The sequence below is a fragment of the Streptomyces griseorubiginosus genome (assembly GCF_036345115.1).
GTDB lineage: Bacteria > Actinomycetota > Actinomycetes > Streptomycetales > Streptomycetaceae > Streptomyces > Streptomyces griseorubiginosus_C.
This window is the reverse complement of the sequence record NZ_CP107766.1, coordinates 3,051,493-3,078,269: the sequence shown is the minus strand read 5'-3', so window position 1 is coordinate 3,078,269 and position 26,777 is coordinate 3,051,493. Positions and strand designations below refer to the sequence as shown.

Here is a 26,777-nt window from a genome sequence, read left to right as displayed (position 1 = left end):
CTACGGTCTTCCACCCCCGGACAAATGAAATAGATGTCTCATAATCCGGACGAGGGGCAGAAACTCCCGTCCGGTGAGTGAGACTGGTCCCACCGTGACGGTATGAGGAAACGAGGTCGGATGATGCGTACGCGTCCGCTGAAAGTGGCGCTGCTGGGCTGTGGAGTGGTCGGCTCAGAGGTGGCGCGCATCATGACGACGCACGCTGACGACCTCGCCGCCCGCATCGGGGCCCCGGTGGAGCTCGCGGGGGTCGCGGTACGGCGGCCCTCCAAGGTCCGTGAGGGCATCCCGCAGGAACTCGTCACCACAGACGCCACCGCCCTCGTCAAACGCGGGGACATCGACGTGGTGGTCGAGGTCATCGGGGGGATCGAGCCCGCGCGGTCCCTCATCACCACCGCCTTCGAGCACGGCGCCTCCGTCGTCTCCGCCAACAAGGCGCTCCTCGCCCAGGACGGCGCCGCCCTGCACGCGGCGGCCCTCAAGGCCGACAAGGACCTCTACTACGAGGCCGCCGTCGCCGGTGCCATCCCGCTGATCCGCCCGCTGCGCGAGTCCCTCGCCGGTGACAAGGTCAACCGGGTGCTCGGGATCGTCAACGGCACGACCAACTTCATCCTCGACAAGATGGACTCCACGGGCGCCGGTTACCAGGAGGCCCTCGACGAGGCCACCGCCCTCGGGTACGCGGAGGCCGACCCGACCGCCGACGTCGAGGGGTTCGACGCCGCCGCCAAGGCCGCCATCCTCGCCGGGATCGCCTTCCACACGCGTGTGCGTCTCGACGACGTCTACCGCGAGGGCATGACCGAGGTCACCGCCGCCGACTTCGCCTCCGCGAAGAACATGGGCTGCACCATCAAGCTGCTCGCCATCTGCGAGCGCGCCGAGGACGGCCGGTCCGTCACCGCGCGCGTGCACCCCGCGATGATCCCGCTCACCCACCCGCTCGCCTCCGTGCGCGGCGCGTACAACGCCGTGTTCGTCGAGTCCGACGCCTCCGGGCAGCTGATGTTCTACGGCCCGGGAGCGGGCGGCGCCCCCACCGCCTCCGCCGTCCTCGGCGACCTCGTCGCCGTCTGCCGCAACCGGCTCAGCGGCACAACCGGACCCGGTGAGTCCGCGTACGCCGCCCTGCCCGTCGAGGGCATGGGCGAGGTCGTCACGCGCTACCACATCAGCCTGGACGTGGCGGACAAACCGGGTGTTCTCGCCCAGGTGGCCACCGTGTTCGCCGAGCACGGGGTGTCCATCGATACCGTTCGGCAGCAGGGGAAGGACGGCGAGGCGTCTCTCGTCGTCGTCACGCACCGCGCGTCCGACGCCGCCCTGGGCGGCACCGTCGAGGCGCTGCGCAAGCTCGACACCGTGCGGGGTGTCGCCAGCATCATGCGGGTTGAAGGAGAGTAACCAGCAATGACCCACCAGTGGCGCGGAATCATCGAGGAGTACCGGGACCGGCTGCCCGTCTCCGACAGCACGCCGGTCGTGTCGCTCCGCGAGGGCGGCACGCCCCTCGTGCCCGCGCAGGTGCTCTCCGAGCGCACCGGGTGCGAGGTCCACCTCAAGGTGGAGGGCGCCAACCCCACCGGGTCCTTCAAGGACCGCGGCATGACCATGGCCATCACGCGGGCCAAGGAGGAGGGCGCGAAGGCGGTCATCTGCGCCTCCACCGGCAACACCTCGGCGAGCGCCGCCGCCTACGCCGTGCGCGCCGGCATGGTCTGCGCCGTGCTCGTCCCGCGGGGCAAGATCGCGCTCGGCAAGATGGGCCAGGCCCTCGTGCACGGCGCGAAGATCCTCCAGGTCGACGGCAACTTCGACGACTGCCTCACCCTGGCCCGCTCGCTGAGCGACAACTACCCGGTGGCGCTGGTCAATTCGGTCAACCCGGTGCGCATCGAGGGCCAGAAGACCGCCGCCTTCGAGATCGTCGACATGCTCGGCGACGCGCCCGACATCCACGTCCTGCCGGTCGGCAACGCGGGCAACATCACGGCGTACTGGAAGGGCTACAAGGAGTACGCCGCCGACGGTGTCGCCGCGAAGACGCCCCGGATGTGGGGCTTCCAGGCCTCCGGCAGCGCCCCGATCGTGCGCGGCGAGGTCGTCAAGGACCCGTCGACCATCGCCACCGCCATCCGCATCGGCAACCCCGCCTCCTGGCAGTTCGCCCTCGCGGCGAAGGAGGAGTCCGGTGGGTTCATCGACGAGGTGACGGACCGTGAGATCCTGCGCGCCTACCGGCTGTTGGCCGCCCAGGAGGGCGTCTTCGTGGAGCCCGCCTCCGCCGCGTCGGTGGCCGGTCTGCTGAAGGCGGCCGAGCAGGGCAAGGTCGACCCGCGCCAGAAGATCGTCTGCACCGTCACCGGCAACGGCCTCAAGGACCCCGACTGGGCCGTCGCCGGCGCGCCGCAGCCGGTCACCGTCCCGGTCGACGCGGCGACGGCGGCCGAGCGCCTCGGGCTCGCCTGACGCTCGCCTGACACGGAATCCGTGACTCCGCCGGGAGATCCCGGTAAGGGGTGCACAGGGGGCTTACGACACGCATCGTGCGCCTCCTGTGCGCCCTATGTCGCCACAGAACCTTCCTTCGATAGGCTGTACCGAACCCGCCCGCTGCATATGCCTCCGCGCATGGCAGGGAGCCGCGTAGTCTCCGCGGCCTGAGGGTCTCCAGGTACCTATCGAACGTCTTCGACCATCACGCAGCTCAAGGAGAGTCATCGAGAGATGGCCGGTCCCGCCTTCCGCGCCGCCGCCGTCCGGGTGCGCGTCCCCGCCACCAGCGCCAACCTCGGCCCGGGCTTCGACGCCCTGGGCCTCTCGCTGGGGCTCTACGACGACGTGGTCGTCCGGGTGGCCGACTCCGGGCTGCACATCGACATCGCGGGGGAGGGGAGCGAGACGCTCCCGCGTGACGAGAACCACCTGCTCGTACGCTCCCTGCGCACCGCCTTCGACCTGCTGGGCGGCCAGCCGCGCGGCCTGGAGATCGTCTGCGCCAACCGCATCCCGCACGGCCGGGGCCTCGGCTCCTCCTCGGCCGCCATCTGCGCCGGGATCGTGGCCGCGCGTGCCGTGACCATAGGCGGCGAGGCCCGCCTCGACGACACCGCGCTGCTGGAGCTCGCCACCGAGATCGAGGGCCACCCGGACAACGTGGCCCCATGTCTCCTCGGCGGCTTCACGCTCGCCTGGATGGAGGCCGGCGCCGCCCGGGCGATCAGGCTGGAGCCCCACGATTCCATCGTTCCGGTGGTTTTCGTGCCCGGAAAGCCCGTCCTGACCGAGACGGCGCGCGGACTGCTCCCGCGCACCGTGCCGCACGTCGACGCCGCCGCCAACGCGGGCCGCGCCGCGCTGCTCGTCGAGGCCCTCACCAGGCGCCCCGAGCTGCTGCTGCCGGCCACCGAGGACCGTCTCCACCAGGAGTACCGCGCTCCCGCCATGCCGGAGAGCGCGGCGCTGGTGGAGCGGCTGCGGGCCGACGGAGTCCCGGCAGTCATCTCGGGAGCGGGCCCGACCGTGCTCGCGCTCGTCGACGCGGAAAGCGCCGACAAGGTGGCCCATCTGGCGGGCGAGGGCTGGGCCGCCAACCGGCTCGAACTGGACGACCAGGGGGCGAGCGTGCTTCCGCTCGCGGCCGCCGGTGACATGTGAGATCCGGCGTGTGCCGGATTTCGAGAGGGGGAATGTTTGTTGGATCCGGTAGTGTTAACCTCAAGTCTGCACCCGACCCCACCATGGCGAGGTGCTTCACGTCCCCGTCCGGGACAGACATTCTTCCGGGAGCCTCCCAAGCCGCACTGTGTTTCGTACGACGTACATGGGCAGTACCTCGTACGCGAGCACTGAGCGACTTGCCGGGCACGCTCCGGAACCGGTGCGTCCAAGCCACGTGACACGGACACTCAGTGCCACGGCTCTCGGAAGCGCCGTCACCACATTCCTCCGCCGCTTAGGCGGACCACCGCCCCGGCTCGGTCCACAAGGATGGGACCGACGTCGGACAGCACAAACGGTCGCCGAGCCAGACAGGCCGACGTCCGCTCCAGGGAAGGACCCTTCGTGAGCGACACCACCGATCTGATGGGCGCACGTGTCGAGGACACCGCTGCCGCGCCCGCCACGGACGCCGCGCCTGCCAGCGGTGCCGGCTCCCGGCGGCGCCGCGGTACCGGCCTCGAAGGCATGGTGCTGGCCGAGCTGCAGCAGGTCGCATCCGGCCTCGGCATCAGGGGCACCGCGCGGATGCGCAAGAGCCAGCTGATCGAGGTCATCAAGGAGGCGCAGGCGGGAGGTGGGGCCCCGGCCAAGGCCGAGACCGCCACCGAGACCAAGCCGAAGCGCCGCGCCACCTCCAAGGCCCGCACCGGCGAGGCCGCCGAGAAGAAGGCGGAGGCGAAGGCCGAGGCCCCCGCCGAGAAGGCCGTGGCCCAGCAGCAGATCGAGATTCCCGGCCAGCCGGCCGCCGAGCGCGGGTCGGACGACGCCCCCGCCGAGCGCCGCCGTCGCCGCGCCACCGCCGAGGCCGGCGCCCCCGCGGGCAGCACCGAGACGATCGTGGCCGAGGCGAAGACCGAGCCCAAGGCCGAGACGCCCGCACAGGCGCAGCAGCAGCCGCAGGCCGACGCCGGCGACGGCGAGGGCCGTGGCCGCCGCGACCGCCGTGACCGCGGCCGTGACCGCGGGGAGCGCGGCGACCGCCAGGACCGCGGTGACCGTCGCAAGAGCGACGACCAGCAGGGCCAGGGCGGTCAGCGCCAGCAGCAGAACCAGCAGCAGGGCGGCGGCCGTCAGGACCGCCAGGACCGCCAGCAGCGCGACAACGGCCCGCAGGACGACGACGACTTCGAGGGCGGCCGCCGCGGCCGTCGGGGCCGTTACCGGGACCGTCGTGGCCGTCGTGGCCGTGACGAGATCGGTGGCGCGGGCGAGCCGCAGATCAACGAGGACGACGTCCTGATCCCGGTCGCGGGCATCCTGGACATCCTCGACAACTACGCCTTCATCCGCACGTCGGGCTACCTGCCCGGGCCGAACGACGTGTACGTCTCCCTCGCCCAGGTCCGCAAGAACGGCCTGCGCAAGGGCGACCACATCACCGGCGCGGTCCGTCAGCCCAAGGAAGGCGAGCGGCGCGAGAAGTTCAACGCGCTGGTGCGCCTCGACTCCGTCAACGGCATGGCGCCCGAACACGGCCGCGGCCGCCCGGAGTTCAACAAGCTGACCCCGCTGTACCCGCAGGACCGCCTCCGCCTGGAGACGGACCCGGGCGTGCTGACCACCCGCATCATCGACCTCGTGTCGCCGATCGGTAAGGGCCAGCGCGGTCTGATCGTGGCCCCGCCGAAGACCGGCAAGACCATGATCATGCAGGCGATCGCCAACGCGATCACGCACAACAACCCCGAGTGCCACCTGATGGTCGTCCTGGTCGACGAGCGTCCGGAAGAGGTCACCGACATGCAGCGGTCGGTCAAGGGCGAGGTCATCTCCTCGACCTTCGACCGCCCGGCCGAGGACCACACCACGGTCGCCGAGCTCGCCATCGAGCGCGCCAAGCGTCTGGTGGAGCTGGGCCACGACGTGGTCGTGCTGCTCGACTCGATCACGCGTCTGGGCCGTGCGTACAACCTCGCCGCGCCCGCCTCCGGCCGCATCCTGTCCGGTGGTGTCGACTCGACCGCCCTGTACCCGCCGAAGCGCTTCTTCGGTGCGGCCCGCAACATCGAGGACGGCGGCTCGCTGACCATCCTCGCCACCGCCCTGGTGGACACCGGGTCCCGCATGGACGAGGTGATCTTCGAGGAGTTCAAGGGCACCGGCAACGCCGAGCTCAAGCTCGACCGCAAGCTCGCCGACAAGCGGATCTTCCCGGCGGTGGACGTCGACGCGTCCGGCACCCGTAAGGAAGAGATCCTGCTCGCCCCCGACGAGCTCGCCATCGTCTGGAAGCTGCGCCGGGTGCTGCACGCCCTCGACCAGCAGCAGGCGGTGGAGCTGCTTCTCGACAAGATGAAGCAGACGAAGTCGAACGCCGAGTTCCTGATGCAGATCCAGAAGACGACGCCGACGCCCGGCAACGGCGACTGAGCGAAGTCCGTGAAAGGGCCGTCCCCCGTTTCGGGGGGCGGCCCTTTTCGGTGTGTCCTGGCGGGTTAGGATCGCGCTCTTCGGTCGCGTTCGCGATTTCCGAACTTCTGATCCCTAGGGGGGACTTGCATGGGCATATCCATGTCCGGAGGGGCCGGTCGGCGCAGACGGCGGCTGTGGATCGCGCTGCCCGTCGCCGTGACCGCCGCGCTGCTGGCCACGTCGGCGAGCGCCGCCACCGTGACACCCGCCCCCGAGCCGCCCGTCAAGACCGTCTCCGTGCCCTCGCAGGCCGAGCTGAAGAAGCGGCTCGTGGCCGCCGTGGCCGCCGACGACGGCTCCGGCGCGGTCGTCCGCCCGTCGAGGTCGACGGCGAGCAGCCCGGCCGTCGACGGCACCGTCTCGCCGATGATCATCGGTGGCACCACGACCACGATCTCCGCGGCGCCGTGGATGGCCCAGCTCTGGTACGTCGACGACAAGGGCACCACCAGCACCAGCGACGACACCGGCTTCTTCTGCGGCGGTGCCGTCGTCGCGCCGACGAAGATCCTCACCGCCGCCCACTGCGTCAAGGGCGCGAACTGGGCGAAGGGCGGTCTCGTCGTCACCGGGGCCACCCAGCTGCTCTCCGACGACGGGGACCTGCACGGCGGGACGGCGACGGCCGTACTGCGCCAGTGGTACCACCCGTCGTACAACGAGGACACCATCGACAACGACATCGCGGTCCTGACCCTGGCGGCCCCCGTCAAGGCCACCCCGATCCGGATGACGACGTCCACGGACACGGCCTCGTACGACCCCGCCACGGCCGGTGCCAAGGCCGCCAAGGTCTACGGCTGGGGCCGTACCAGCTCGACCAACGACAACGTCTCCCAGACGCTGAAGACGGCCACGCTGCCCATCAAGTCGGACGCCACCTGCGCCGCGGCCTACGGCTCCTGGTTCATCAAGGGGCACATGACCTGCGCCGGCCCGCCCGCCAGCGGCCGCGACTCCGGTACGACCGCCATCTGCAGCGGCGACTCCGGCGGACCGCTCGTCGTCAACGGCCGGATCGTCGGTGTCGTCTCCTGGAACGTCACGGACTGCGTGGCCAAGGGCGCCTACAGCGTCTTCACCAAGGTCAGCAAGTACGTCGGCGCCGCCTACCCGCGCGTCGACGACACCAACCTGAGCTTCGACCACAAGGCCGACCTGTGGGTGCGCAAGTCGTCCACCAAGGTCGGCTACGAGCTGGACTCCAAGGGCACCACCCTCGCCGCCCCGCAGTCCTGGGGCGACTGGAACGGCGTGAACCTGGTCCGGCAGACCGACCTGAACCGGGACGGCTACCAGGACCTCATGTACCGCGTCTCCGCCACCGGTGACGTGTACTGGCTGCGGTTCGTCCCGTCGTCCACCGGCGGCGCCTGGGCCGACCCGAAGAAGGTCTTCACCGACTGGCGGACCCGCACCCGGATCGTCACCCCCGGCGATGTCACCGGCGACTACAAGGCCGACCTGCTCTCCGTGGACTCCGCGGGCGTCCTGTGGATCTACCCGGGCAAGGGCGACGGCAGCTTCGCGGCCCGGGTCCGGGTCGGCGGCGGCTGGAGCCAGTACAACCAGCTCCTCGGTCACGGTGACTTCACCGGAGACGGCAAGGCGGACGTGCTCGCCCGCAACAAGACCACCGGCGACATCTACCTGTACAAGGGCACCGGCAAGTCCGGCACCGGCGTCTTCGCGGCCCGGGTCAAGGTGCGCAGCAACTGGAGCGGCTACAACGCCTTCGACGCCGTCGGTGACATCACCGGCGACGGCAGGGCCGACCTGGTGGCCCGCACGGCCGGCGGCACGCTCTACCTCTACAAGGGCACCGGCAAGGCCACCAGCGAGATCTTTGCCACAAGGGTCACCGTTGGTACCGGTTTCCAGCAGTACGACATCTTTGGCTGAAACCGCTGGTGAGCAAGGCTCGCCCTGAGGTTCTTGTGACGTCCTGTGACCATCGCTGCACGCGGTGGTCACAGCGCGTTGTGCAACCCTTTCTCGAGTTTCGCCGTCTGACCAGGCGGAGCGAACATGGTGCGGTACGGGTCTTTTTGTGACCACGTCTGACCCTGAAAACAGGGGGTAACCGACCGGACGAGATTCGAGGAGCGCATGTCAGCCGAGAGCACGCCGACACCCGGGAAGCCGGGCGGCAAGGGACGTCGCCGCAAACCCCGCGGCAAGAAACACAAGGGCCTGCTGATCACGGCCTGGGTCGCCGCGGGGATCGTCGTGCTGGGCGGTACCGGGGCCGGCTACCTGTACTTCAAGCTCAACGGCAACATCAAGAGCGTCGACATCGACCAGGTCCTCGGCAGCGCCCGGCCCACGAAGGTCGACAACGGCTCCGAGAACATCCTCGTCCTCGGCTCGGACACCCGCTCCGGCTCCAACCGGAAGCTCGGCGGCGGCACCGACGACGGCAGCGCCCGCTCCGACACCGCGATGATCGTGCACGTCTACAAGGGCCACAAGAAGGCCACCGTGGTCTCCATACCGCGCGACACCCTGATCGACCGCCCCGAGTGCACCGACACCGACGGCAAGGAGCACGACGCGGCCAGGGGCGTCATGTTCAACTCCGCCTACACCACCGGCGGCGCGCCCTGCGCGGTGAAGACGGTCGAGTCCATGACCGGCATCCGCATGGACCACTACCTGGAGGTCGACTTCAGCGGCTTCGAGAAGCTGGTCGACGAACTCGGCGGGGTCACGGTCACCACGACCAAGGCCATCAAGGACCCCGACAGCCACCTGGACCTCAAGGCCGGCACGCACGAGCTCACCGGCGCCCAGGCCCTCGGCCTGGTCCGCACCCGGCACGGCGTCGGCGACGGCTCCGACCTCGGCCGCATCCAGCTCCAGCAGGCCTTCATCAAGGCCCTCGTCAAGCAGGTCAAGGAGGTCGGCCTGCTGACCAACCCCAAGAAGCTGTACGACCTCGCCGACACCGCCACCAAGGCCGTCACCACCGACTCCGACCTCGGCTCGGTCAACTCCCTGGTCTCCTTCGCGAGCGGCCTCAAGGGCATCGGCCCGGCGCACATGACCATGGTCACCATGCCCGTCCAGTACGACCCGGCCAACCCGAACCGCGTGCTCGTCCAGAAGGCCAAGGCCAAGCAGATCTGGACGGCCCTGGAGAACGACCGGACGGTCCCGAGGTCGGCCACGGAAGGCAACGCGACGGGCCAGGCCAAGGGTGTCGTGACGTCGTAGAGGACCGCTCGCGGTCGGCTGGGAATAGTTCGTGGCCACCCCTCGTTTTGGGGGATGCGGCCAGTGCTGGCAGACTGGTACGTCGGCCCCGGTTCACGCTCCCGCATCCCGCGGTGGCGACCCGGTGCCCTCCCGAAACTAGGAGACACCTTGAAGCGCGACACCCACCCCGAGTACGTCGAGACGCAGGTCAGCTGCACCTGTGGCGCGTCGTTCACCACCCGTAGCACGATCACCAGCGGCACCATCCGTGCCGAGGTCTGCTCCGAGTGCCACCCGTTCTACACGGGCAAGCAGAAGATCCTCGACACCGGTGGCCGTGTGGCCCGCTTCGAGGCCCGCTTCGGCAAGGCTGCTGCCAAGAAGTAGCGAGCCACCAGCGCCGGTCCACGCCGCACTCCTCGGAGTGCGCCGGGACCGGCGTTTTTGGTCGCACGCCTTCCCCTTTCATCCGCAGTACAGGAGCCAGAGATGTTCGAGGCCGTCGAGGAACTCCTCGGTGAGCACGCCGACCTGGAGAAGAAGCTCGCCGACCCGTCGGTCCACTCCGACCAGGCCAACGCGCGCAAGCTGAACAAGCGCTACGCCGAGCTCACCCCGATCGTCGCCACGTACCGCTCCTGGAAGCAGACCGGCGACGACATCGAGACGGCGAAGGAACTCGCCGTCGACGACCCGGACTTCGCGGCCGAGGTCAAGGAGCTGGAGCGCACCCGCGAGGAGCTGACCGAGAAGCTGCGGCTGCTGCTCGTGCCCCGGGACCCGTCCGACGACAAGGACGTCATCCTCGAGATCAAGGCCGGTGCCGGCGGTGACGAGTCCGCGCTGTTCGCGGGCGACCTGCTGCGCATGTACCTGCGCTACGCCGAGCGCGTCGGCTGGAAGACCGAGATCATCGACTCCACCGAGTCCGAGCTGGGCGGCTACAAGGACGTCCAGGTCGCCGTGAAGACCAAGGGCGGCCAGGGGGCGACCGAGCCCGGCCAGGGCGTGTGGGCCCGCCTCAAGTACGAGGGCGGGGTGCACCGCGTCCAGCGGGTGCCGGCGACCGAGTCCCAGGGCCGTATCCACACGAGCGCGGCCGGTGTCCTCGTGACCCCCGAGGCAGAGGAGGTCGACGTCGAGATCAACCCCAACGACCTCCGCATCGACGTCTACCGCTCCTCCGGGCCCGGCGGGCAGTCCGTCAACACCACCGACTCCGCCGTGCGCATCACGCACATCCCCACCGGGGTCGTCGCCTCCTGCCAGAACGAGAAGAGCCAGCTGCAGAACAAGGAGCAGGCCTTGCGTATCCTGCGCTCCAGGCTGCTCGCGGCGGCGCAGGAGGAGGCGGAGCGCAATGCCGCCGACGCCCGGCGCAGCCAGGTCCGCACCGTCGACCGCTCCGAGAAGATCCGCACGTACAACTTCCCGGAGAACCGCATCTCGGACCACCGCGTCGGCTTCAAGTCGTACAACCTGGACCAGGTCCTGGACGGCGACCTCGACGCGGTGATCCAGGCCTGCGTCGACGCGGACTCGGCGGCGAAGCTGGCGGCCGCGTAGGACCGCGTCAGGCCGAGCAAGGGGGCGTGGGCGGTGTTGGGCCGGAGGAAGGACGCGGTGCCTGGTTAGCTGAGCCCGACGGGGTCAGGTGGGTGCGGCCGCACGGCGGAGCGTCGGTGACCGACGACGACGCGGCAGCCGTGTGCACCAGGGCCCGTGATCCCGGTCCGACCCGGGAGGCACCGCCTTAAGGTACGTACGCACGACCGAGTACGACACGGAGGACTTGCGTGAACCTGCTGCTCGCAGAGGTGGCCCAGGCCACCCAGCGGCTGGCCGACGCCGGCGTGCCCTCGCCGCGCAACGACGCGGAGGAGCTCGCCGCGTTCGTGCACGGCGTGAAGCGGGGCGAGCTGCACTCCGTGAAGGACGCGGACTTCGACGCCCGCTACTGGGAGACCATCGCGCGCCGTGAGCAGCGCGAGCCGCTCCAGCACATCACCGGCCTCGCCTACTTCCGCTACCTCGAACTCCAGGTGGGCCCCGGGGTGTTCGTGCCCCGGCCCGAGACCGAGTCCGTGGTCGGGTGGGCCATAGACGCCGTGCGCGCGATGGACGTCGTCGAGCCGTGCATCGTCGACCTGTGCACCGGCTCCGGCGCGATCGCGCTGGCGCTCGCCCAGGAGGTCCCGCGCTCCCGCGTGCACGCCGTGGAGCTGTCCGAGGAAGCCCTCCAGTGGACCCGTAAGAACGTCGAGGGGTCCCGGGTCGACCTGCGTCAGGGCAACGCCCTGGACGCCTTCCCGGACCTCGACGGCCATGTCGACCTGGTCATCTCCAACCCGCCCTACATCCCGCTCACCGAGTGGGAGTACGTCGCCCCCGAGGCGCGGGACTACGACCCCGAACTCGCCCTGTTCTCCGGCGAGGACGGCCTCGACCTCATCCGTGGCCTGGAGCGCACCGCGCACCGGCTGCTGCGCCCCGGCGGTGTCGTCGTCATCGAGCACGCCGACACCCAGGGCGGCCAGGTGCCGTGGATCTTCACCGAGGAGCGGGGCTGGGCCGACGCGGCCGACCATCCCGACCTCAACAACCGCCCCCGGTTCGCGACGGCCCGCAAGGCGATGCCGTGAGCCACTTCCCGATGACTTCAGAGCAGTACGTGTACGAGGAGGCCCGCTAGATATGGCACGGCGATACGACACCAACGACGCGACCGACCGCACGACCGGTCTGCGCGAAGCCGCGTCCGCCGTCCGCCGTGGCGAGCTCGTGGTCCTCCCGACCGACACGGTGTACGGCATCGGCGCCGACGCGTTCTCCTCCGAGGCCGTCTCCGACCTCCTGGAGGCCAAGGGCCGGGGCCGCAACATGCCCACCCCCGTGCTGATCGGCTCCCCGAACACCCTGCACGGTCTCGTCACCGACTTCTCCGAGCTGGCCTGGGAGCTGGTCGACGCCTTCTGGCCGGGCGCGCTCACCCTCGTCGCCAAGCACCAGCCGTCCCTCCAGTGGGACCTGGGCGACACCCGGGGCACGGTCGCCGTGCGCATGCCCCTGCACCCGGTCGCCATCGAACTGCTGACCGAGGTCGGCCCCATGGCGGTCTCCTCCGCGAACCTGACCGGCCACCCGTCCCCGGAGACCTGTGACGCCGCCCAGGACATGCTCGGCGACTCGGTCTCCGTCTACCTCGACGGCGGCCCGACCCCCGGCAACGTCCCCTCCTCGATCGTCGACGTCACCCGCGAGGTGCCGCTGCTGCTGCGCGCGGGCGCGATCTCCGCGGACGAGCTCAGGAAGGTCGTACCCGACCTCGAGGTGGCGAATTGACGGCCCCTGACGCGGGGCGTGGCATATGGGACGGGGAAGAGACGCGGACCTTCACGGGGCTCCCGCGGGACAGCTTCCGCATCCTCCACGTCAGCACCGGCAACGTGTGCCGCTCGCCGATCACCGAGCGGCTGACCCGGCATGCCCTGGCGGACCGGCTCGGCGACCCGCTGTGGGGCGGACTCGTCGTGGAGAGCGCGGGGACCTGGGGGCACGAGGGCGCGCCCATGGAGGCCAACGCGGAGGCGGTGCTCGCCGACTTCGGCGCGGATGCCTCCGGCTTCACCGGGCGTGAGCTCCTCGACGAGCACGTCATCATGGCCGACCTGGTCCTGACCGCCACCCGCGACCACCGCCAGCAGGTCATCTCCATGGGCCACTCGGCGGGCCTGCGCACCTTCACCCTGAAGGAGTTCACCCGCCTGGTGAAGGCGATAGACCCGGCGACCCTGCCGCCCCTGGAGGACGGCCTGGTCGTCCGCGCACGGGCCCTGGTCCGCGCCGCGGCGGCTCTACGCGGGTGGCTCCTGGCCCCCACCGCCGAGGCCGACGAGGTCTTCGACCCGTACGGCGCCCCCCTGACCTTCTTCCGCTCCATCGGCGACGAGATACACGAGGCGCTGGACCCGGTGGTGACGGCGCTGACGGGGGTGCCCGCCCGCACCTAGGTGCCGGGGGAGCACAGGCCCGCACGGGTGCAACAACGGGGCGTCCCCGACCACCCCGGCCTACATTGGGTGTACGTCATCGTCGACGCCCCGGAGCCCACCATGTCGGTCACCCATGCGCCCCAGACCGCCGACGTCCTCGCGCGGCAGGACCCCGAGCTGGCCGAGATCCTGCTCGGGGAGCTCGACCGGCAGTCCTCGACCTTGCAGTTGATCGCGGCCGAGAACTTCTGCTCGCCCGCGGTACTGGCCGCGCTCGGCTCCCCGCTCGCCAACAAGTACGCCGAGGGCTACCCCGGCGCCCGGCACCACGGCGGCTGCGAGATCGTCGACGTCGCCGAACGCCTCGCCGTCGACCGGGCCACGTCCCTGTTCGGCGCCGAACACGCCAACGTGCAGGCCCACTCCGGCTCTTCGGCGGTCCTCGCCGCCTACGCGGCCCTGCTGCGCCCCGGCGACACCGTCCTCGCCCTCGGCCTGCCCTACGGCGGCCACCTCACCCACGGCTCGCCCGCCAACTTCTCGGGCCGCTGGTTCGACTTCGTCCCCTACGGCGTCGACGCGGAGACCGGGATCATCGACCACGAGCAGGTGCGCGCCCTCGCCCTGAGCCACCGGCCCAAGGCCATCGTGTGCGGCTCCATCGCCTACCCCCGCCACCTCGACTACGCCTTCTTCCGCGAGGTCGCCGACGAGGTGGGCGCCTATCTCATCGCCGACGCCGCCCACCCCATCGGGCTCGTCGCCGGGGGAGCGGCGCCCAGTCCGGTGCCGTACGCCGACATCGTCTGCGCCACCACCCACAAGGTGCTGCGCGGTCCCCGCGGCGGGATGATCCTGTGCGGGAGCGAGCTGGCCGAGCGGGTGGACCGGGCCGTCTTCCCGTTCACACAGGGCGGCGCGCAGATGCACACCATCGCCGCGAAGGCGGTCGCGTTCGGCGAGGCGGCGACACCGGCGTTCGCCGCGTACACCCATCAGGTGGTGGCCAACGCGCGCGTGCTGGCGGCCGGCCTCGCGGGGGAGGGGTTCGTCGTCACCACCGGCGGGACCGACACCCACCTCGTGACGGCCGACCCGGCACCCCTCGGCGTCGACGGCCGCACCGCCAGGGGACGCCTCGCGGCCGCGGGCCTGGTGCTCGACTGCTGTGCGCTACCTCACGCCGACACCCGCGGACTGCGTCTGGGGACCGCCGCCGTCACCACCCAGGGCATGGGCGAGAAGGAGATGCAGAGGATCGCCGCCCTGCTCGCAGGGGTGGTGCGCGGGGGTACCGACAGCGCCTCGGCACGTGAAGAAGTCCGGGACCTGGTCGACGGATTTCCGCCGTATCCCGGCTGAGCGGGGGTATTCGCACCTGCGTGCACAGCCACACGTGCAACCATCGTCGCTACCCGGAAGTCCACAACCATATGCGTCCGTCGCTAGGGTGTGGTGCTGAGATGGCCAGCGAGACCTGTGGGGAAGCCCGTGCGTGAATACCTGCTGACGCTCTGCATCACGGCCGCGGTGACGTATCTGCTGACAGGGCCGGTACGGAAGTTCGCGATCGTGGCCGGAGCGATGCCGGAGATCAGGGCCCGTGACGTGCACCGGGAACCGACTCCGCGACTCGGCGGTATCGCCATGTTCTTCGGACTGTGCGCGGGACTGCTGGTCGCCGACCACCTGACCAACCTCAGCGAGGTCTTCACCAAGTCCAACGAGCCGCGCGCGCTGCTCTCCGGTGCCGCCCTGATCTGGCTGATCGGCGTCCTGGACGACAAGTTCGAGATCGACGCGCTCATCAAGCTCGGCGGCCAGATGATCGCCGCCGGCGTGATGGTCATGCAGGGTCTGACGATCCTGTGGCTGCCCATCCCCAGCGTGGGCTCGGTCGCGCTGACGCAGTGGCAGGGCACCCTGCTGACGGTCGCGTTGGTCGTCATCACCATCAACGCGGTGAACTTCGTCGACGGCCTCGACGGCCTCGCGGCCGGCATGGTGTGCATCGCGGCGGCGGCGTTCTTCCTGTACGCCTACCGGATCTGGTACTCGTACGGCATCGAGGCGGCCGCCCCGGCCACGCTGTTCTCGGCGATCCTCATGGGCATGTGCCTGGGCTTCCTGCCGCACAACATGCACCCGGCGCGGATCTTCATGGGCGACTCCGGCTCGATGCTCATCGGCCTGGTGCTCGCCGCCGGCGCGATCTCCATCACCGGGCAGATCGACCCGGACGCCCTGAAGCTGTTCGCCGGGTCCGAGAAGGCGGCCGTGCACCAGACGGTCCCCGTCTACATCCCGCTGCTGCTGCCGCTGACGATCATCGCGGTACCGGCCGCCGACCTGATCTCGGCGATCGTGCGCCGCACCTGGCGCGGTCAGTCGCCGTTCGCCGCCGACCGCGGCCATCTGCACCACCGGCTCCTGGAGATCGGGCACTCGCACAGCCGGGCGGTGTGGATCATGTACTTCTGGTCGGCGCTGATCGCGTTCGGCTCGCTCGCCTACTCGGTGAACTCCGCGTCCATGTGGATCGTGCTCGGTGTGGTGTTCCTCAGCGCGATCGGGCTCGTCCTGCTGCTCCTGCCGCGCTTCACCCCGCGCGCCCCGATGTGGGCCCAGGCCTTCGTGCCGCCGCGCTACCGCCGCCGCAGGCGTCCCGTGGTCGCCGAGCCCGTGGAGGTGGAGCAGCGCACCCCGGTCGCCGTGGGGGTGGCGGGTGTCAACGGCGCGACCGCTCTGGGGGCCCGTTCGCGGGTGCCGGAGAGGCGTAAGGCCGAGACGTCGCGCTGACGGCCAAGGTAAGAATCTGACTAAAGCATTGCCAACGCGTGGGAGTTCGGCGAGGCGACAAACCGCCCTTATACCAGACAACTCGGCCGTGTTTCTGCACGAACGCGCGTCTTCACTCTCATGTGTGACAGCTGGCACACCATCTAGGTAAAGACCGCATCAAATAGTTTGTGATACGGTTCACGAGAACCCGGGACGGAGCCGAAGGGCCGTAGTGCGACGGTCCCTTGGCGTGAGGGTCACTCTCAGCCCGGGACTACGCTCGTCCATGACGACACACCCCCCCTTTGAAAGCGGAGTTGCCGCCATGCCGTCCAATGACGTCCGGATCCTGGCTCAGGCCGCCGTGCCCACGGCTGCCGTCGGCGCTGTCGCCGCCGTCGTCAGTGGTGTGGTCGCCGGTGGCAAGGGCGCGATCGGGGCGGGTGTGGCGACGCTGGTCGTCATCCTCTTCATGGGAATCGGCCTCTACGTCCTGCAGCGCACTGCCAAATCGCTTCCGCACCTCTTCCAGGCGATGGGCCTGATGCTCTACGCGGCTCAGATCCTGCTGCTGTTCGTCTTCCTGGCCGCGTTCAAGAACACCACGCTGTTCCACCCCAAGGCTTTCGCTCTCACGCTCGTCGTCGGCACCCTGACCTGGATCGCCGCCCAGACACGCGCCCACATGAAGTCCAAGATCCTCTACGTCGAACCCGATTCGGACACCAAGTCCGAAAAAACCGGGCACTCGTCGTGAGAGGTAGGGCCGGGATAAATGCGACCGAGAGACCCTGCTATCGTCCGGTGCCAACTGCGGCATCGCGGGCGCGGGCATCCGAGCTGACGCCTGCTCGAACGCGAGGCTCGATGCCCCCCGGCCGCCCCCACATCCGTTACACCAGTCCCGTGCCGAACCGCGGCCTACCGCCGCGCCGACACAACGAGGTTGCCGTACCTATGCGCCACGATGAAGGAGCCCGCGGTGAGTGCTGACCCGACGCAGACGCTCGCTTTCGACACGAGCTGTCACCTGTTCGACGGGTGTGGCTTCCCGGCTCCGGGCCTGCACTCGTTCATGTTCGAGCCCCTCTGGGGCGACGCCGACGGCAACGGCCTCTACTTCAACAAGCCGATGCTGCTGGCCCTGCTCGGCTCGGTCATCATCGTGGGCTTCTTCTGGGCCGCGTTCGCCCGCCCGAAGATGGTCCCCGGCAAGCTCCAGATGATCGCCGAGGCCGGCTACGACTTCGTCCGCCGCGGTGTCGTCTACGAGACGATCGGCAAGAAGGAGGGCGAGAAGTACGTACCGCTCGCCGTCTCGCTGTTCTTCTTCATCTGGATGCTGAACCTGTGGTCGATCATCCCGGTCGCCTCCTTCCCGGTGACGTCGATCATCGCCTACCCGGCGGTCCTGGCCGCGATCGTCTACATCACCTGGGTCTCGCTGACCTTCAAGCGGCACGGCTTCGTCGGCTTCTTCAAGAACGTGACGGGCTACGACAAGTCGCTCGGCGCGGTGCTCCCGCTCGCCATGGTCATCGAGTTCTTCTCGAACCTGCTCGTCCGTCCGTTCACGCACGCGGTGCGACTCTTCGCGAACATGTTCGCCGGCCACACCCTGCTGCTGCTCTTCACGATCGCCAGCTGGTACATGCTGAACGGCATCGGCATCGCCTACTCCGGCGTCTCGTTCGTGATGGTCATCGTGATGACGGCCTTCGAGCTCTTCATCCAGGCGGTCCAGGCGTACGTCTTCGTCCTCCTGACCTGCACCTACATCCAGGGCGCGCTCGCCGAGCACCACTGAGCACCGCCCCCGCCACACCCCCAGAGACATCCGGTGGCCAACCCCCACCGGTCACTGAAAGAGAAGGAAGAACCGGCATGTCCGCTCTCCAGACCCTCGCTGCGGTCGAAGGCAACCTCGGCTCCATCGGTTACGGCCTCGCCGCGATCGGCCCGGGCGTCGGCGTCGGCATCATCTTCGGCAACGGCACCCAGGCCCTCGCCCGCCAGCCCGAGGCGGCCGGCCTCATCCGCGGTAACCAGATCCTCGGCTTCGCGTTCTGTGAGGCGCTGGCCCTCATCGGCCTCGTCATGCCGTTCGTCTACTAAGACGAACCACGACGACAGCCCCATTCGACGAAAGGCACTGATGTGAACCACGCACTGGTTCAGCTGGCGGCCGAGGCGGAGAAGGAGAATCCCCTCATTCCGCCGTGGCCGGAGCTCGTCATCGGCCTGATCGCCTTCGTCATCGTCTTCGGCTTCCTCGCCAAGAAGCTCCTCCCGACCATCAACAAGGTTCTGGAAGAGCGTCGCGAGGCCATCGAGGGCGGTATCGAGAAGGCCGAGGCCGCGCAGACCGAGGCCCAGAGCGTCCTTGAGCAGTACAAGGCACAGCTCGCCGAGGCCCGCCACGAGGCCGCGCGCCTGCGCCAGGAGGCTCAGGAGCAGGGCGCCACGCTCATCGCCGAGATGCGCGCGGAAGGCCAGCGGCAGCGCGAGGAGATCGTCGCCGCCGGGCACGCGCAGATCGAGGCCGACCGCAAGGCCGCCGCGTCCGCGCTGCGCCAGGACGTCGGCAAGCTCGCCACCGACCTGGCCGGCAAGCTCGTCGGCGAGTCCCTCGAGGACCACGCCCGGCAGAGCCGCGTGATCGACCGCTTCCTCGACGACCTCGAGGAGAAGGCCGAGGCCGCGCGATGAACGGAGCGAGCCGCGAGGCCCTGGCAGCCGCACGCGAGCGTCTCGACGCGCTGACGGACAACACGTCCGTGGACGCCGGCTCGCTCGCCGACGAGCTGGCCGCCGTCACCGCGCTGCTCGACCGCGAGGTGTCGCTGCGTCGGGTCCTGACCGACCCGGCGCAGGCCGGCGAGGCCAAGGCCGAACTGGCCCAGCGTCTGATCGGTACGCAGGTCGGCGGCCCCGCCGCGGACCTCGTCGCCGGCATGGTGCGCTCCCGCTGGTCGCAGTCGCGCGACCTGGTGGACGCGCTGGAGGTGCTGGCGAGCATCGCCGACCTCACCGCCGCGCAGCAGCGGGGCAAGCTCGACAGCGTCGAGGACGAGCTGTTCCGGTTCGGCCGGATCGTCACCTCGAGCACCGAGCTGCGCGCCGCGCTGACCAACCGCTCCGCGACGGCCTCGGCCAAGCGCGAGCTGCTCGGCAGCCTCCTCGGCGGCCGTGCCGACGCGACGACCGAGCGTCTGGTGACGCGCCTTGTGGCCGCGCCCCGGGGACGTAGCCTGGAGTCGGGACTGGAGTCCCTGTCCAAGCTCGCCGCCGAGCGCCGGGACCGCATGGTGGCCGTCGTCACCTCGGCGGTTCCGCTGAGCGACCGGCAGAAGCAGCGTCTGAGCGGTGCCCTGGCCAAGCTCTACGGCCGCCAGATGCACCTCAACCTCGACGTGGACCCCGAGGTCCTCGGCGGGATCCGGGTGCAGGTCGGTGACGAGGTCATCAACGGCTCGATCGCGGACCGCATCGAGGACGCCGGCCGCCGCGTGGCGGGCTAGCAGCAACTTCATAGCAGTACGTACGGACGACGGCCCTGGTTGGGCCGTACATGAAGAATCCTGGGGGTCGCCCCCAGACCCCCAAAGTGAAACTTCGGGCCCAACAAGGAGAGCAGGGAACCCAGATGGCGGAGCTCACGATCCGGCCGGAGGAGATCCGGGACGCGCTGGAGAACTTCGTCCAGTCGTACAAGCCGGACGCGGCCTCGCGCGAGGAGGTCGGTACGGTCACCCTTGCCGGCGACGGCATCGCGAAGGTCGAGGGTCTGCCCTCGGCCATGGCCAACGAACTGCTGAAGTTCGAGGACGGCACCCTCGGCCTCGCGCTCAACCTGGAAGAGCGCGAGATCGGCGCCATCGTCCTCGGTGAGTTCAGCGGCATCGAGGAGGGTCAGCCGGTCTCCCGTACCGGTGAGGTCCTCTCCGTGGCCGTCGGCGAGGGCTACCTCGGCCGTGTCGTCGACCCGCTCGGCAACCCGATCGACGGCCTCGGCGAGATCGAGACCAGCGGCCGTCGTGCCCTCGAGCTGCAGGCTCCGGGCGTCATGGCCCGTAAGTCGGTGCACGAGCCGATGGAGACCGGCTACAAGGCCGTCGACGCGATGACCCCGATCGGCCGTGGCCAGCGTCAGCTGATCATCGGTGACCGTCAGACCGGCAAGACCGCCCTGGCCGTCGACACGATCATCAACCAGCGTGACAACTGGCGCTCCGGCGACCCGAAGAAGCAGGTCCGCTGCGTCTACGTCGCCATCGGCCAGAAGGGCTCGACCATCGCCTCCGTGCGTGGCGCCCTCGAAGAGGCCGGCGCGCTGGAGTACACGACCATCGTCGCCGCCCCGGCGTCCGACCCGGCCGGCTTCAAGTACCTGGCGCCGTACACCGGTTCGGCCATCGGCCAGCAGTGGATGTACGAGGGCAAGCACGTCCTCATCATCTTCGACGACCTCTCGAAGCAGGCCGACGCCTACCGCGCCGTGTCCCTGCTGCTGCGCCGCCCGCCGGGGCGCGAGGCCTACCCGGGTGACGTCTTCTACCTGCACTCCCGTCTGCTGGAGCGCTGCGCGAAGCTCTCCGACGAGATGGGCGCCGGCTCGATGACCGGTCTGCCGATCGTCGAGACCAAGGCCAACGACGTCTCGGCGTTCATCCCGACCAACGTCATCTCCATCACCGACGGCCAGTGCTTCCTGGAGTCGGACCTCTTCAACGCCGGTCAGCGCCCCGCGCTGAACGTCGGTATCTCCGTCTCCCGAGTCGGTGGTTCCGCGCAGCACAAGGCGATGAAGCAGGTCTCCGGTCGTCTCCGCGTGGACCTCGCCCAGTTCCGTGAGCTGGAGGCGTTCGCCGCCTTCGGTTCCGACCTGGACGCCGCGTCGAAGGCGCAGCTGGAGCGCGGCCAGCGCATGGTCGAGCTGCTGAAGCAGGCGCAGTACCAGCCGATGGCGACCGAGGACCAGGTCGTCTCCGTCTGGGCCGGCACCACCGGCAAGATGGACGACGTCCCGGTCAACGACATCCGCCGCTTCGAGAAGGAGCTGCTCGAGTACCTGCACCGCAAGGAGCAGGGCCTCATGACCTCCATCAAGGAGGGCGGCAAGATGTCGGACGACACCCTCACCGCTGTTGCCGACGCGATCGCCGACTTCAAGAAGCAGTTCGAGACCTCGGACGGCAAGCTTCTCGGCGAGGACGCCCCGGCCGCGGCCAAGTGACGTAAGGAAGGGACCTGACTCATGGGAGCCCAGCTCCGGGTCTACAAGCGTCGCATCCGATCCGTCACCGCGACCAAGAAGATCACCAAGGCGATGGAGATGATCGCCGCCTCGCGCGTCATCAAGGCGCAGCGCAAGGTGGCGGCCTCGGCGCCGTACGCGCAGGAACTGACGCGCGCGGTGACGGCGGTCGGTACCGGCTCGAACACGAAGCACCCGCTGACCACGACGGCCGACACGGTCACGCGGTCCGCGGTGCTGCTCCTGACGAGCGACCGCGGTCTCGCGGGCGCCTTCAACTCCAACGCCATCAAGCAGGCGGAGCGGCTCACCGAGCGGCTGGAGCGCGAGGGCCAGGAGGTCGACATCTACGTCGTCGGCCGCCGGGGTGTCGCCCACTACAACTTCCGTGAGCGCAAGATCTCGGAGTCGTGGTCGGGCTTCACCGACGAGCCCACGTACGCGGACGCCAAGAAGGTCGCGGCCCCGCTGATCGAGGCCATCGAGAAGGACACGGCCGAGGGCGGCGTGGACGAACTCCACATCGTCTTCACCGAGTTCGTCTCGATGATGACGCAGACGGCGCTCGACGACCGTCTGCTGCCGCTCAGCCTCGAAGAGGTCGCCAAGGAGGCCGCGCCCAAGGGCGAGATCCTCCCGCTGTACGACTTCGAGCCCTCGGCGGAGGACGTCCTCGACGCCCTGCTGCCGCGCTACGTGGAGAGCCGTATCTACAACGCGCTCCTCCAGTCGGCCGCGTCCAAGCACGCCGCCACGCGGCGCGCGATGAAGTCGGCGACCGACAACGCGGGAGAGCTCATCACCACGCTCTCCCGACTTGCCAACGCGGCCCGCCAGGCCGAAATCACCCAGGAAATCAGCGAGATCGTCGGTGGCTCCGCAGCCCTGGCCGACGCGACCGCGGGGAGTGACCGCTAATGACCACCACTGTTGAGACCGCGACGGCCACGGGCCGCGTCGCCCGGGTCATCGGCCCGGTCGTCGACGTGGAGTTCCCCGTCGACGCGATGCCGGAGATCTACAACGCCCTGCACGTCGAGGTCGCCGACCCGGCGAACGAGGGCGAGCTGAAGACGCTGACCCTGGAGGTCGCCCAGCACCTGGGTGACGGCCTGGTCCGCACCATCTCGATGCAGCCCACCGACGGTCTGGTCCGCCAGGCCGCCGTCACCGACACCGGCACGGGCATCACCGTCCCGGTCGGCGACTTCACCAAGGGCAAGGTGTTCAACACCCTCGGTGAGGTGCTGAACGTCGAGGAGCAGTACGACGGCGAGCGCTGGTCCATCCACCGCAAGGCCCCGAACTTCGACGAGCTCGAGTCGAAGACGGAGATGTTCGAGACCGGCGTCAAGGTCATCGACCTTCTCACCCCGTACGTCAAGGGTGGAAAGATCGGCCTGTTCGGTGGTGCCGGCGTCGGCAAGACGGTGCTCATCCAGGAGATGATCTACCGCGTCGCCAACAACCACGACGGTGTCTCCGTGTTCGCCGGTGTCGGTGAGCGCACCCGTGAGGGCAACGACCTCATCGAGGAGATGTCGGACTCCGGCGTCATCGACAAGACCGCGCTGGTCTTCGGCCAGATGGACGAGCCCCCGGGCACCCGTCTGCGCGTGGCCCTGGCCGGTCTGACCATGGCGGAGTACTTCCGCGATGTGCAGAAGCAGGACGTGCTGTTCTTCATCGACAACATCTTCCGCTTCACCCAGGCCGGTTCCGAGGTGTCGACCCTGCTCGGCCGTATGCCCTCCGCGGTGGGCTACCAGCCGAACCTGGCCGACGAGATGGGTCTCCTCCAGGAGCGCATCACCTCGACCCGTGGTCACTCGATCACCTCGATGCAGGCGATCTATGTCCCCGCGGACGACCTGACCGACCCGGCCCCGGCCACCACCTTCGCCCACCTCGACGCGACGACGGTTCTGTCCCGTCCGATCTCCGAGAAGGGCATCTACCCGGCCGTGGACCCGCTGGACTCCACGTCCCGGATCCTGGACCCGCGCTACATCGCGCAGGACCACTACGAGACCGCGATGCGCGTCAAGGGAATCCTTCAGAAGTACAAGGACCTCCAGGACATCATCGCGATCCTCGGCATCGACGAGCTCAGCGAGGAGGACAAGCTGGTCGTCCAGCGTGCCCGCCGCGTCGAGCGCTTCCTGTCCCAGAACACCCACGTCGCCAAGCAGTTCACCGGCGTCGACGGTTCGGACGTGCCGCTGGACGAGTCGATCGCCGCGTTCAACGCGATCTGCGACGGCGAGTTCGACCACTTCCCGGAGCAGGCGTTCTTCATGTGCGGTGGCCTGGAGGACCTCAAGGCCAACGCCAAGGAGCTGGGCGTCTCCTGAACTCCCTGAGTTCACCGTGAACCCTGTGGTTCACACCTGAGGGGGCGGGGCACGTCCCGCCCCCTCTTTCACGCCCACTAGACTTGTAACCAACACCCGGCAGACCCGCCGGGTGGTGACCCGAGGAGCCACCTTGGCTGCTGAGCTGCACGTCGCGCTGGTCGCGGCCGACCGAGAGGTCTGGTCCGGCGAGGCCACCCTGGTCGTCGCGCGCACCACGTCCGGCGACATCGGCGTCATGCCCGGTCACCAGCCGCTGCTCGGTGTGCTGGAGTCGGGCCCCGTGACCATCCGCACGAGTGACGGCGGAACGGTCGTCGCCGCGGTGCACGGCGGTTTCATCTCGTTCGCCGACAACAAGCTGTCGCTGCTGGCCGAGATCGCCGAGCTGTCGGACGAGATCGACGTCCAGCGCGCGGAGCGGGAGCTGGAGCGCGCGAAGGCGGAGGGCGACGCCGCCGCCGAGCGTCGCGCGGACGTACGACTGCGCGCGGCGACGGCGCGCTGAACCAGCGCGGAGCCGTATGACGTCACTCAGCCGCGGCCGGCACCGGAGCGATCCGGAGCCGGTCGCGGCTGAGGCAGATCTGGATGTTTTTTCCGTTCCGTTACCTATCGAAGGTACCTAGGAGACGAGGAGGTCGGTGTCGATGGTCCTCGCTCTGACTGTGTGCGGAATCGTCGTGGCCCTGGTGGTGCTGGGGCTGTTCGTCTTCGGCCTGCGCCGCAGGCTCATCCAGCGCTCCGGCGGCACCTTCGACTGTTCGCTGCGCTGGGACGTCCCGGAGAAGACCGACACCAGCGGCAAAGGCTGGAGCTACGGCGTCGCCCGCTACAACGGCGACCGGGTCGAGTGGTACCGCGTCTTCTCCTACGCCTACCGCCCGCGCCGCGTCCTGGAACGTGCCGCGATCGAGGTGGCGGGCCGCCGGCTCCCCGAGGGCGAGGAGGAGCTGGCGCTGCTCTCCGACGCCGTCATCCTGACCTGTGTGCACAGGGGCACGCGTCTCGAGCTCGCCATGAGCGAAGACGCGCTGACCGGTTTCCTCGCGTGGCTGGAGGCAGCCCCGCCCGGTCAGCGCGTCAATGTCGCCTGAGAGCTTCTGAGAGCTCAGACTCGCTTACGACAGTCCGCTGTTGATGGCGCTCACCAGCTCACCGTTGCTCGTGTCGCCGCTGAACTCCCAGAAGAACGCGCCGCCCAGGCCCTGGTTCTTGGCCCAGGTCATCTTGCCGGCGATCGTCGCGGGGGTGTCGTAGGACCACCAGTTGGTGCCGCAGTAGGCGTACGCCGTGCCCGCGACGGTGCCGGTGGCGGGGCAGGAGTTCTTGAGGACCTTGTAGTCCTCGATGCCCGCCTCGTAGGTGCCGGGTGCCGCGCCGGTAGCCGAGCCGCCGGGGGCGGCCTGGGTGACGCCGGTCCAGCCGCGGCCGTAGAAGCCGATGCCGAGCAGCAGCTTCTTCGAGGCGACGCCCTTCGACTTCAGCTTGGCGATCGCGTCGGCGGAGTTGAAGCCCGCCTGCGGGATGCCGGCGTACGAGGTCAGCGGTGAGTGCGGGGCGGTCGGGCCCTGGGCGTTGAAGGCGCCGAAGTAGTCGTACGTCATCACGTTGTACCAGTCGACCGAGGCCGAGGCACCGCCGTAGTCCGCCGCGTCGATCTTGCCACCGTTGGAGCCGTCGGCCGTGATGGCCGCGGTGACCAGGTAGTTCGAGCCGAACTCGGTGCGCAGCGCGGACATCAGGTTCTTGAAGGCCGCGGCCCCGCTGGTGTCGCAGGTCAGGCCGCAGGCGTTCGGGTACTCCCAGTCGATGTCGATGCCGTCGAAGACGTCGGCCCAGCGGGGGTCCTCCACGACGGCCTTGCAGGACTTGGCGAAGGCGGCCGGGTTGGCCGCGGCCTGCGCGAATCCGCCGGAGTAGGTCCAGCCGCCGAAGGAGTACAGCACCTTGATGTGCGGGTACTTGGCCTTCAGCTGGCGCAGCTGGTTGAAGTTGCCGCGCAGCGGCTGGTCCCAGGTGTCGGCGGTACCGGAGACCGACTGGTCGGCGGTGTACGCCTTGTCGTAGGCGGCGTAGGTGTCGTCGACGGTGCACTGACCGTTCTTGACGTTGCCGAAGGCGTAGTTGATGTGGGTGATCTTCGCGGCGGAGCCCGAGGTCACCAGGTTCTTGACGTGGTAGTTGCGGCCGTAGACGCCCCACTCGGTGAAGTAGCCGAGCTTGACCTTGTCCCCGGTGGGCGGCTCCGTGGTGCCGCCGGTGGTGCGCACCGCGCGGGCGCCGCTGACCGGGCCGGTCTGGTCGGCGGTGTCGCGGGCCTGGACGGTGTAGGAGTAGTCGGTGCCGGCGGTCAGGCCGCTGTCCGTGTACGAGGTCGTCGTCACGGTCGCGACCTTGGCGCCGTCGCGCAGCACGTCGTAGTTCTTGACGCCCTTGTCGTCGGTGGCGGCGCTCCAGGCCAGCTTGACCGAGGTGTTGGTGATGTCGGAGGCGGTGGGGGTGCCGGGGGCGGACGGTGCCGCGTCGCCCGGGACGGTGCCGCCGTCACAACTGCCGCCGTTCAGCTTGCAGTTGGCGGGGGAGCCGACGCCGGCGCCGTTGAAGCCGAAGGAGACGGAGGCGCCGGGGGCGAGGGTGCCGTTCCAGGACTTGTTCTTGGCGGTCCAGTGGGTGCCGGAGGAGGTGACGTCGGCGTCCCAGGCGGAGGTGACCGAGGTGCCGGAGGGGAAGTCCCACTCGACGGTCCATGAACTGAGGCTGGTGGTACCGGTGTTCTTCACCGTCCACTTGCCTTCGAAGCCGGTGCCCCAGTCCTGGGTCTTGGCGTAGGTCGCGGTGGCGGAGGTCGCGGCCTGGGCGGGGCTCGCGAGACCGACCAGGCCGGCGAAGGGGAGCAACAGCGTCGCGAAACCGGCCGCGGCTCTGTGTCTGAAGCGCATCGTGCGCCTCCTTGGGGAGGAGTTGGGGCGTGACTGAGCCTCACGCCCACGGTGCCGCGAGAATAGAAAGGTCTGGACCACGGGTCAATAGGTCTGGACCACTCTCGTC

Annotated in this window: 24 protein-coding genes; 23 read left to right on the top strand and 1 reads right to left on the bottom strand. The window is 69.3% G+C overall.

From position 1 onward, the window contains the following. Nucleotides 1-120 precede the first annotated feature (120 nt). The 23 genes from OHN19_RS13625 (at nt 121) to OHN19_RS13515 (ending at nt 24,823) form a co-directional block, all read left to right on the top strand. Nucleotides 121-1,413, top strand: a complete 1,293-nt coding sequence (locus OHN19_RS13625) for a homoserine dehydrogenase (RefSeq protein ID WP_330264450.1) — start codon at nt 121-123, stop codon at nt 1,411-1,413. 6 nt (nt 1,414-1,419) lie between these two features. Further along, a complete protein-coding gene (thrC, locus tag OHN19_RS13620; RefSeq protein ID WP_330264449.1) occupies nt 1,420-2,478 on the top strand; it encodes a threonine synthase in 1,059 nt (352 codons plus the stop codon). Nucleotides 2,479-2,736: 258 nt separating this feature from the next. Next, nucleotides 2,737-3,666, top strand: a complete 930-nt coding sequence (gene thrB / locus OHN19_RS13615; protein ID WP_330264448.1) for a homoserine kinase — start codon at nt 2,737-2,739, stop codon at nt 3,664-3,666. Nucleotides 3,667-4,074: 408 nt separating this feature from the next. Beyond that, entirely contained in the window at nt 4,075-6,102 is a 2,028-nt protein-coding gene (gene rho / locus OHN19_RS13610) for a transcription termination factor Rho (RefSeq protein WP_330264447.1), read from the top strand. A 141-nt stretch (nt 6,103-6,243) separates the two neighbouring features. Next, the gene (locus OHN19_RS13605) at nt 6,244-8,046 is read left to right on the top strand and encodes a trypsin-like serine protease (protein WP_330269598.1); all 1,803 of its coding nucleotides are present in this window, start codon (nt 6,244-6,246) and stop codon (nt 8,044-8,046) included. 207 nt (nt 8,047-8,253) lie between these two features. Continuing rightward, nucleotides 8,254-9,360, top strand: coding sequence for an LCP family protein (locus OHN19_RS13600; protein WP_330264446.1), 1,107 nt, complete (start codon nt 8,254-8,256; stop codon nt 9,358-9,360). A 150-nt stretch (nt 9,361-9,510) separates the two neighbouring features. After that, nucleotides 9,511-9,729: a 50S ribosomal protein L31 gene (gene rpmE / locus OHN19_RS13595; protein WP_020136574.1), complete on the top strand. Its 219-nt coding sequence runs from the start codon at nt 9,511-9,513 to the stop codon at nt 9,727-9,729. 102 nt (nt 9,730-9,831) lie between these two features. Further along, nucleotides 9,832-10,908, top strand: coding sequence for a peptide chain release factor 1 (prfA, locus tag OHN19_RS13590; RefSeq protein WP_330264445.1), 1,077 nt, complete (start codon nt 9,832-9,834; stop codon nt 10,906-10,908). 230 nt (nt 10,909-11,138) lie between these two features. Further along, the gene (gene prmC / locus OHN19_RS13585) at nt 11,139-11,984 is read left to right on the top strand and encodes a peptide chain release factor N(5)-glutamine methyltransferase (protein WP_123763079.1); all 846 of its coding nucleotides are present in this window, start codon (nt 11,139-11,141) and stop codon (nt 11,982-11,984) included. Nucleotides 11,985-12,036: 52 nt separating this feature from the next. Further along, entirely contained in the window at nt 12,037-12,684 is a 648-nt protein-coding gene (locus OHN19_RS13580) for an L-threonylcarbamoyladenylate synthase (protein WP_062027086.1), read from the top strand. Continuing rightward, a complete protein-coding gene (locus OHN19_RS13575; RefSeq protein ID WP_330264444.1) occupies nt 12,681-13,352 on the top strand; it encodes a protein-tyrosine-phosphatase in 672 nt (223 codons plus the stop codon). Before OHN19_RS13580 ends, OHN19_RS13575 begins: the two co-directional genes overlap by 4 nt. Nucleotides 13,353-13,454: 102 nt before the next feature. Then, nucleotides 13,455-14,696, top strand: coding sequence for a serine hydroxymethyltransferase (gene glyA / locus OHN19_RS13570; RefSeq protein WP_330264443.1), 1,242 nt, complete (start codon nt 13,455-13,457; stop codon nt 14,694-14,696). 129 nt (nt 14,697-14,825) lie between these two features. Next, a complete protein-coding gene (locus OHN19_RS13565; RefSeq protein WP_330264442.1) occupies nt 14,826-16,133 on the top strand; it encodes an MraY family glycosyltransferase in 1,308 nt (435 codons plus the stop codon). A gap of 307 nt (nt 16,134-16,440) precedes the next feature. Next, nucleotides 16,441-16,872, top strand: coding sequence for a hypothetical protein (locus OHN19_RS13560; protein WP_330264441.1), 432 nt, complete (start codon nt 16,441-16,443; stop codon nt 16,870-16,872). Between the two features lie 210 nt (nt 16,873-17,082). Continuing rightward, nucleotides 17,083-17,922 carry a F0F1 ATP synthase subunit A gene (gene atpB / locus OHN19_RS13555; protein ID WP_330264440.1) on the top strand — a complete coding sequence of 280 codons (840 nt, stop codon included), beginning with the start codon at nt 17,083-17,085 and terminating at the stop codon, nt 17,920-17,922. Nucleotides 17,923-17,999: 77 nt separating this feature from the next. After that, entirely contained in the window at nt 18,000-18,230 is a 231-nt protein-coding gene (locus OHN19_RS13550) for an ATP synthase subunit C (protein ID WP_031040683.1), read from the top strand. A gap of 42 nt (nt 18,231-18,272) precedes the next feature. Further along, nucleotides 18,273-18,824, top strand: coding sequence for a F0F1 ATP synthase subunit B (locus OHN19_RS13545; RefSeq protein WP_020136564.1), 552 nt, complete (start codon nt 18,273-18,275; stop codon nt 18,822-18,824). Next, entirely contained in the window at nt 18,821-19,636 is an 816-nt protein-coding gene (locus OHN19_RS13540; protein ID WP_330264439.1) for a F0F1 ATP synthase subunit delta, read from the top strand. Before OHN19_RS13545 ends, OHN19_RS13540 begins: the two co-directional genes overlap by 4 nt. A 125-nt stretch (nt 19,637-19,761) precedes the next feature. Next, a complete protein-coding gene (atpA, locus tag OHN19_RS13535; protein ID WP_125189021.1) occupies nt 19,762-21,351 on the top strand; it encodes a F0F1 ATP synthase subunit alpha in 1,590 nt (529 codons plus the stop codon). A gap of 21 nt (nt 21,352-21,372) precedes the next feature. Further along, nucleotides 21,373-22,290, top strand: coding sequence for a F0F1 ATP synthase subunit gamma (locus OHN19_RS13530; protein ID WP_330264438.1), 918 nt, complete (start codon nt 21,373-21,375; stop codon nt 22,288-22,290). Beyond that, nucleotides 22,290-23,726, top strand: a complete 1,437-nt coding sequence (atpD, locus tag OHN19_RS13525; protein WP_330264437.1) for a F0F1 ATP synthase subunit beta — start codon at nt 22,290-22,292, stop codon at nt 23,724-23,726. Before OHN19_RS13530 ends, atpD begins: the two co-directional genes overlap by 1 nt. A gap of 133 nt (nt 23,727-23,859) precedes the next feature. Beyond that, nucleotides 23,860-24,234: a F0F1 ATP synthase subunit epsilon gene (locus OHN19_RS13520; RefSeq protein WP_007384727.1), complete on the top strand. Its 375-nt coding sequence runs from the start codon at nt 23,860-23,862 to the stop codon at nt 24,232-24,234. Between the two features lie 142 nt (nt 24,235-24,376). After that, nucleotides 24,377-24,823, top strand: a complete 447-nt coding sequence (locus OHN19_RS13515) for a DUF2550 domain-containing protein (RefSeq protein WP_028809448.1) — start codon at nt 24,377-24,379, stop codon at nt 24,821-24,823. Nucleotides 24,824-24,847: 24 nt separating this feature from the next. Here the strand turns inward: OHN19_RS13515 and OHN19_RS13510 are convergent, their stop codons facing one another. Continuing rightward, complete coding sequence (locus tag OHN19_RS13510) at nt 24,848-26,668, bottom strand: glycoside hydrolase family 18 chitinase (RefSeq protein WP_330264436.1); 1,821 nt, start codon at nt 26,666-26,668, stop codon at nt 24,848-24,850. Nucleotides 26,669-26,777: the final 109 nt, after the last annotated feature.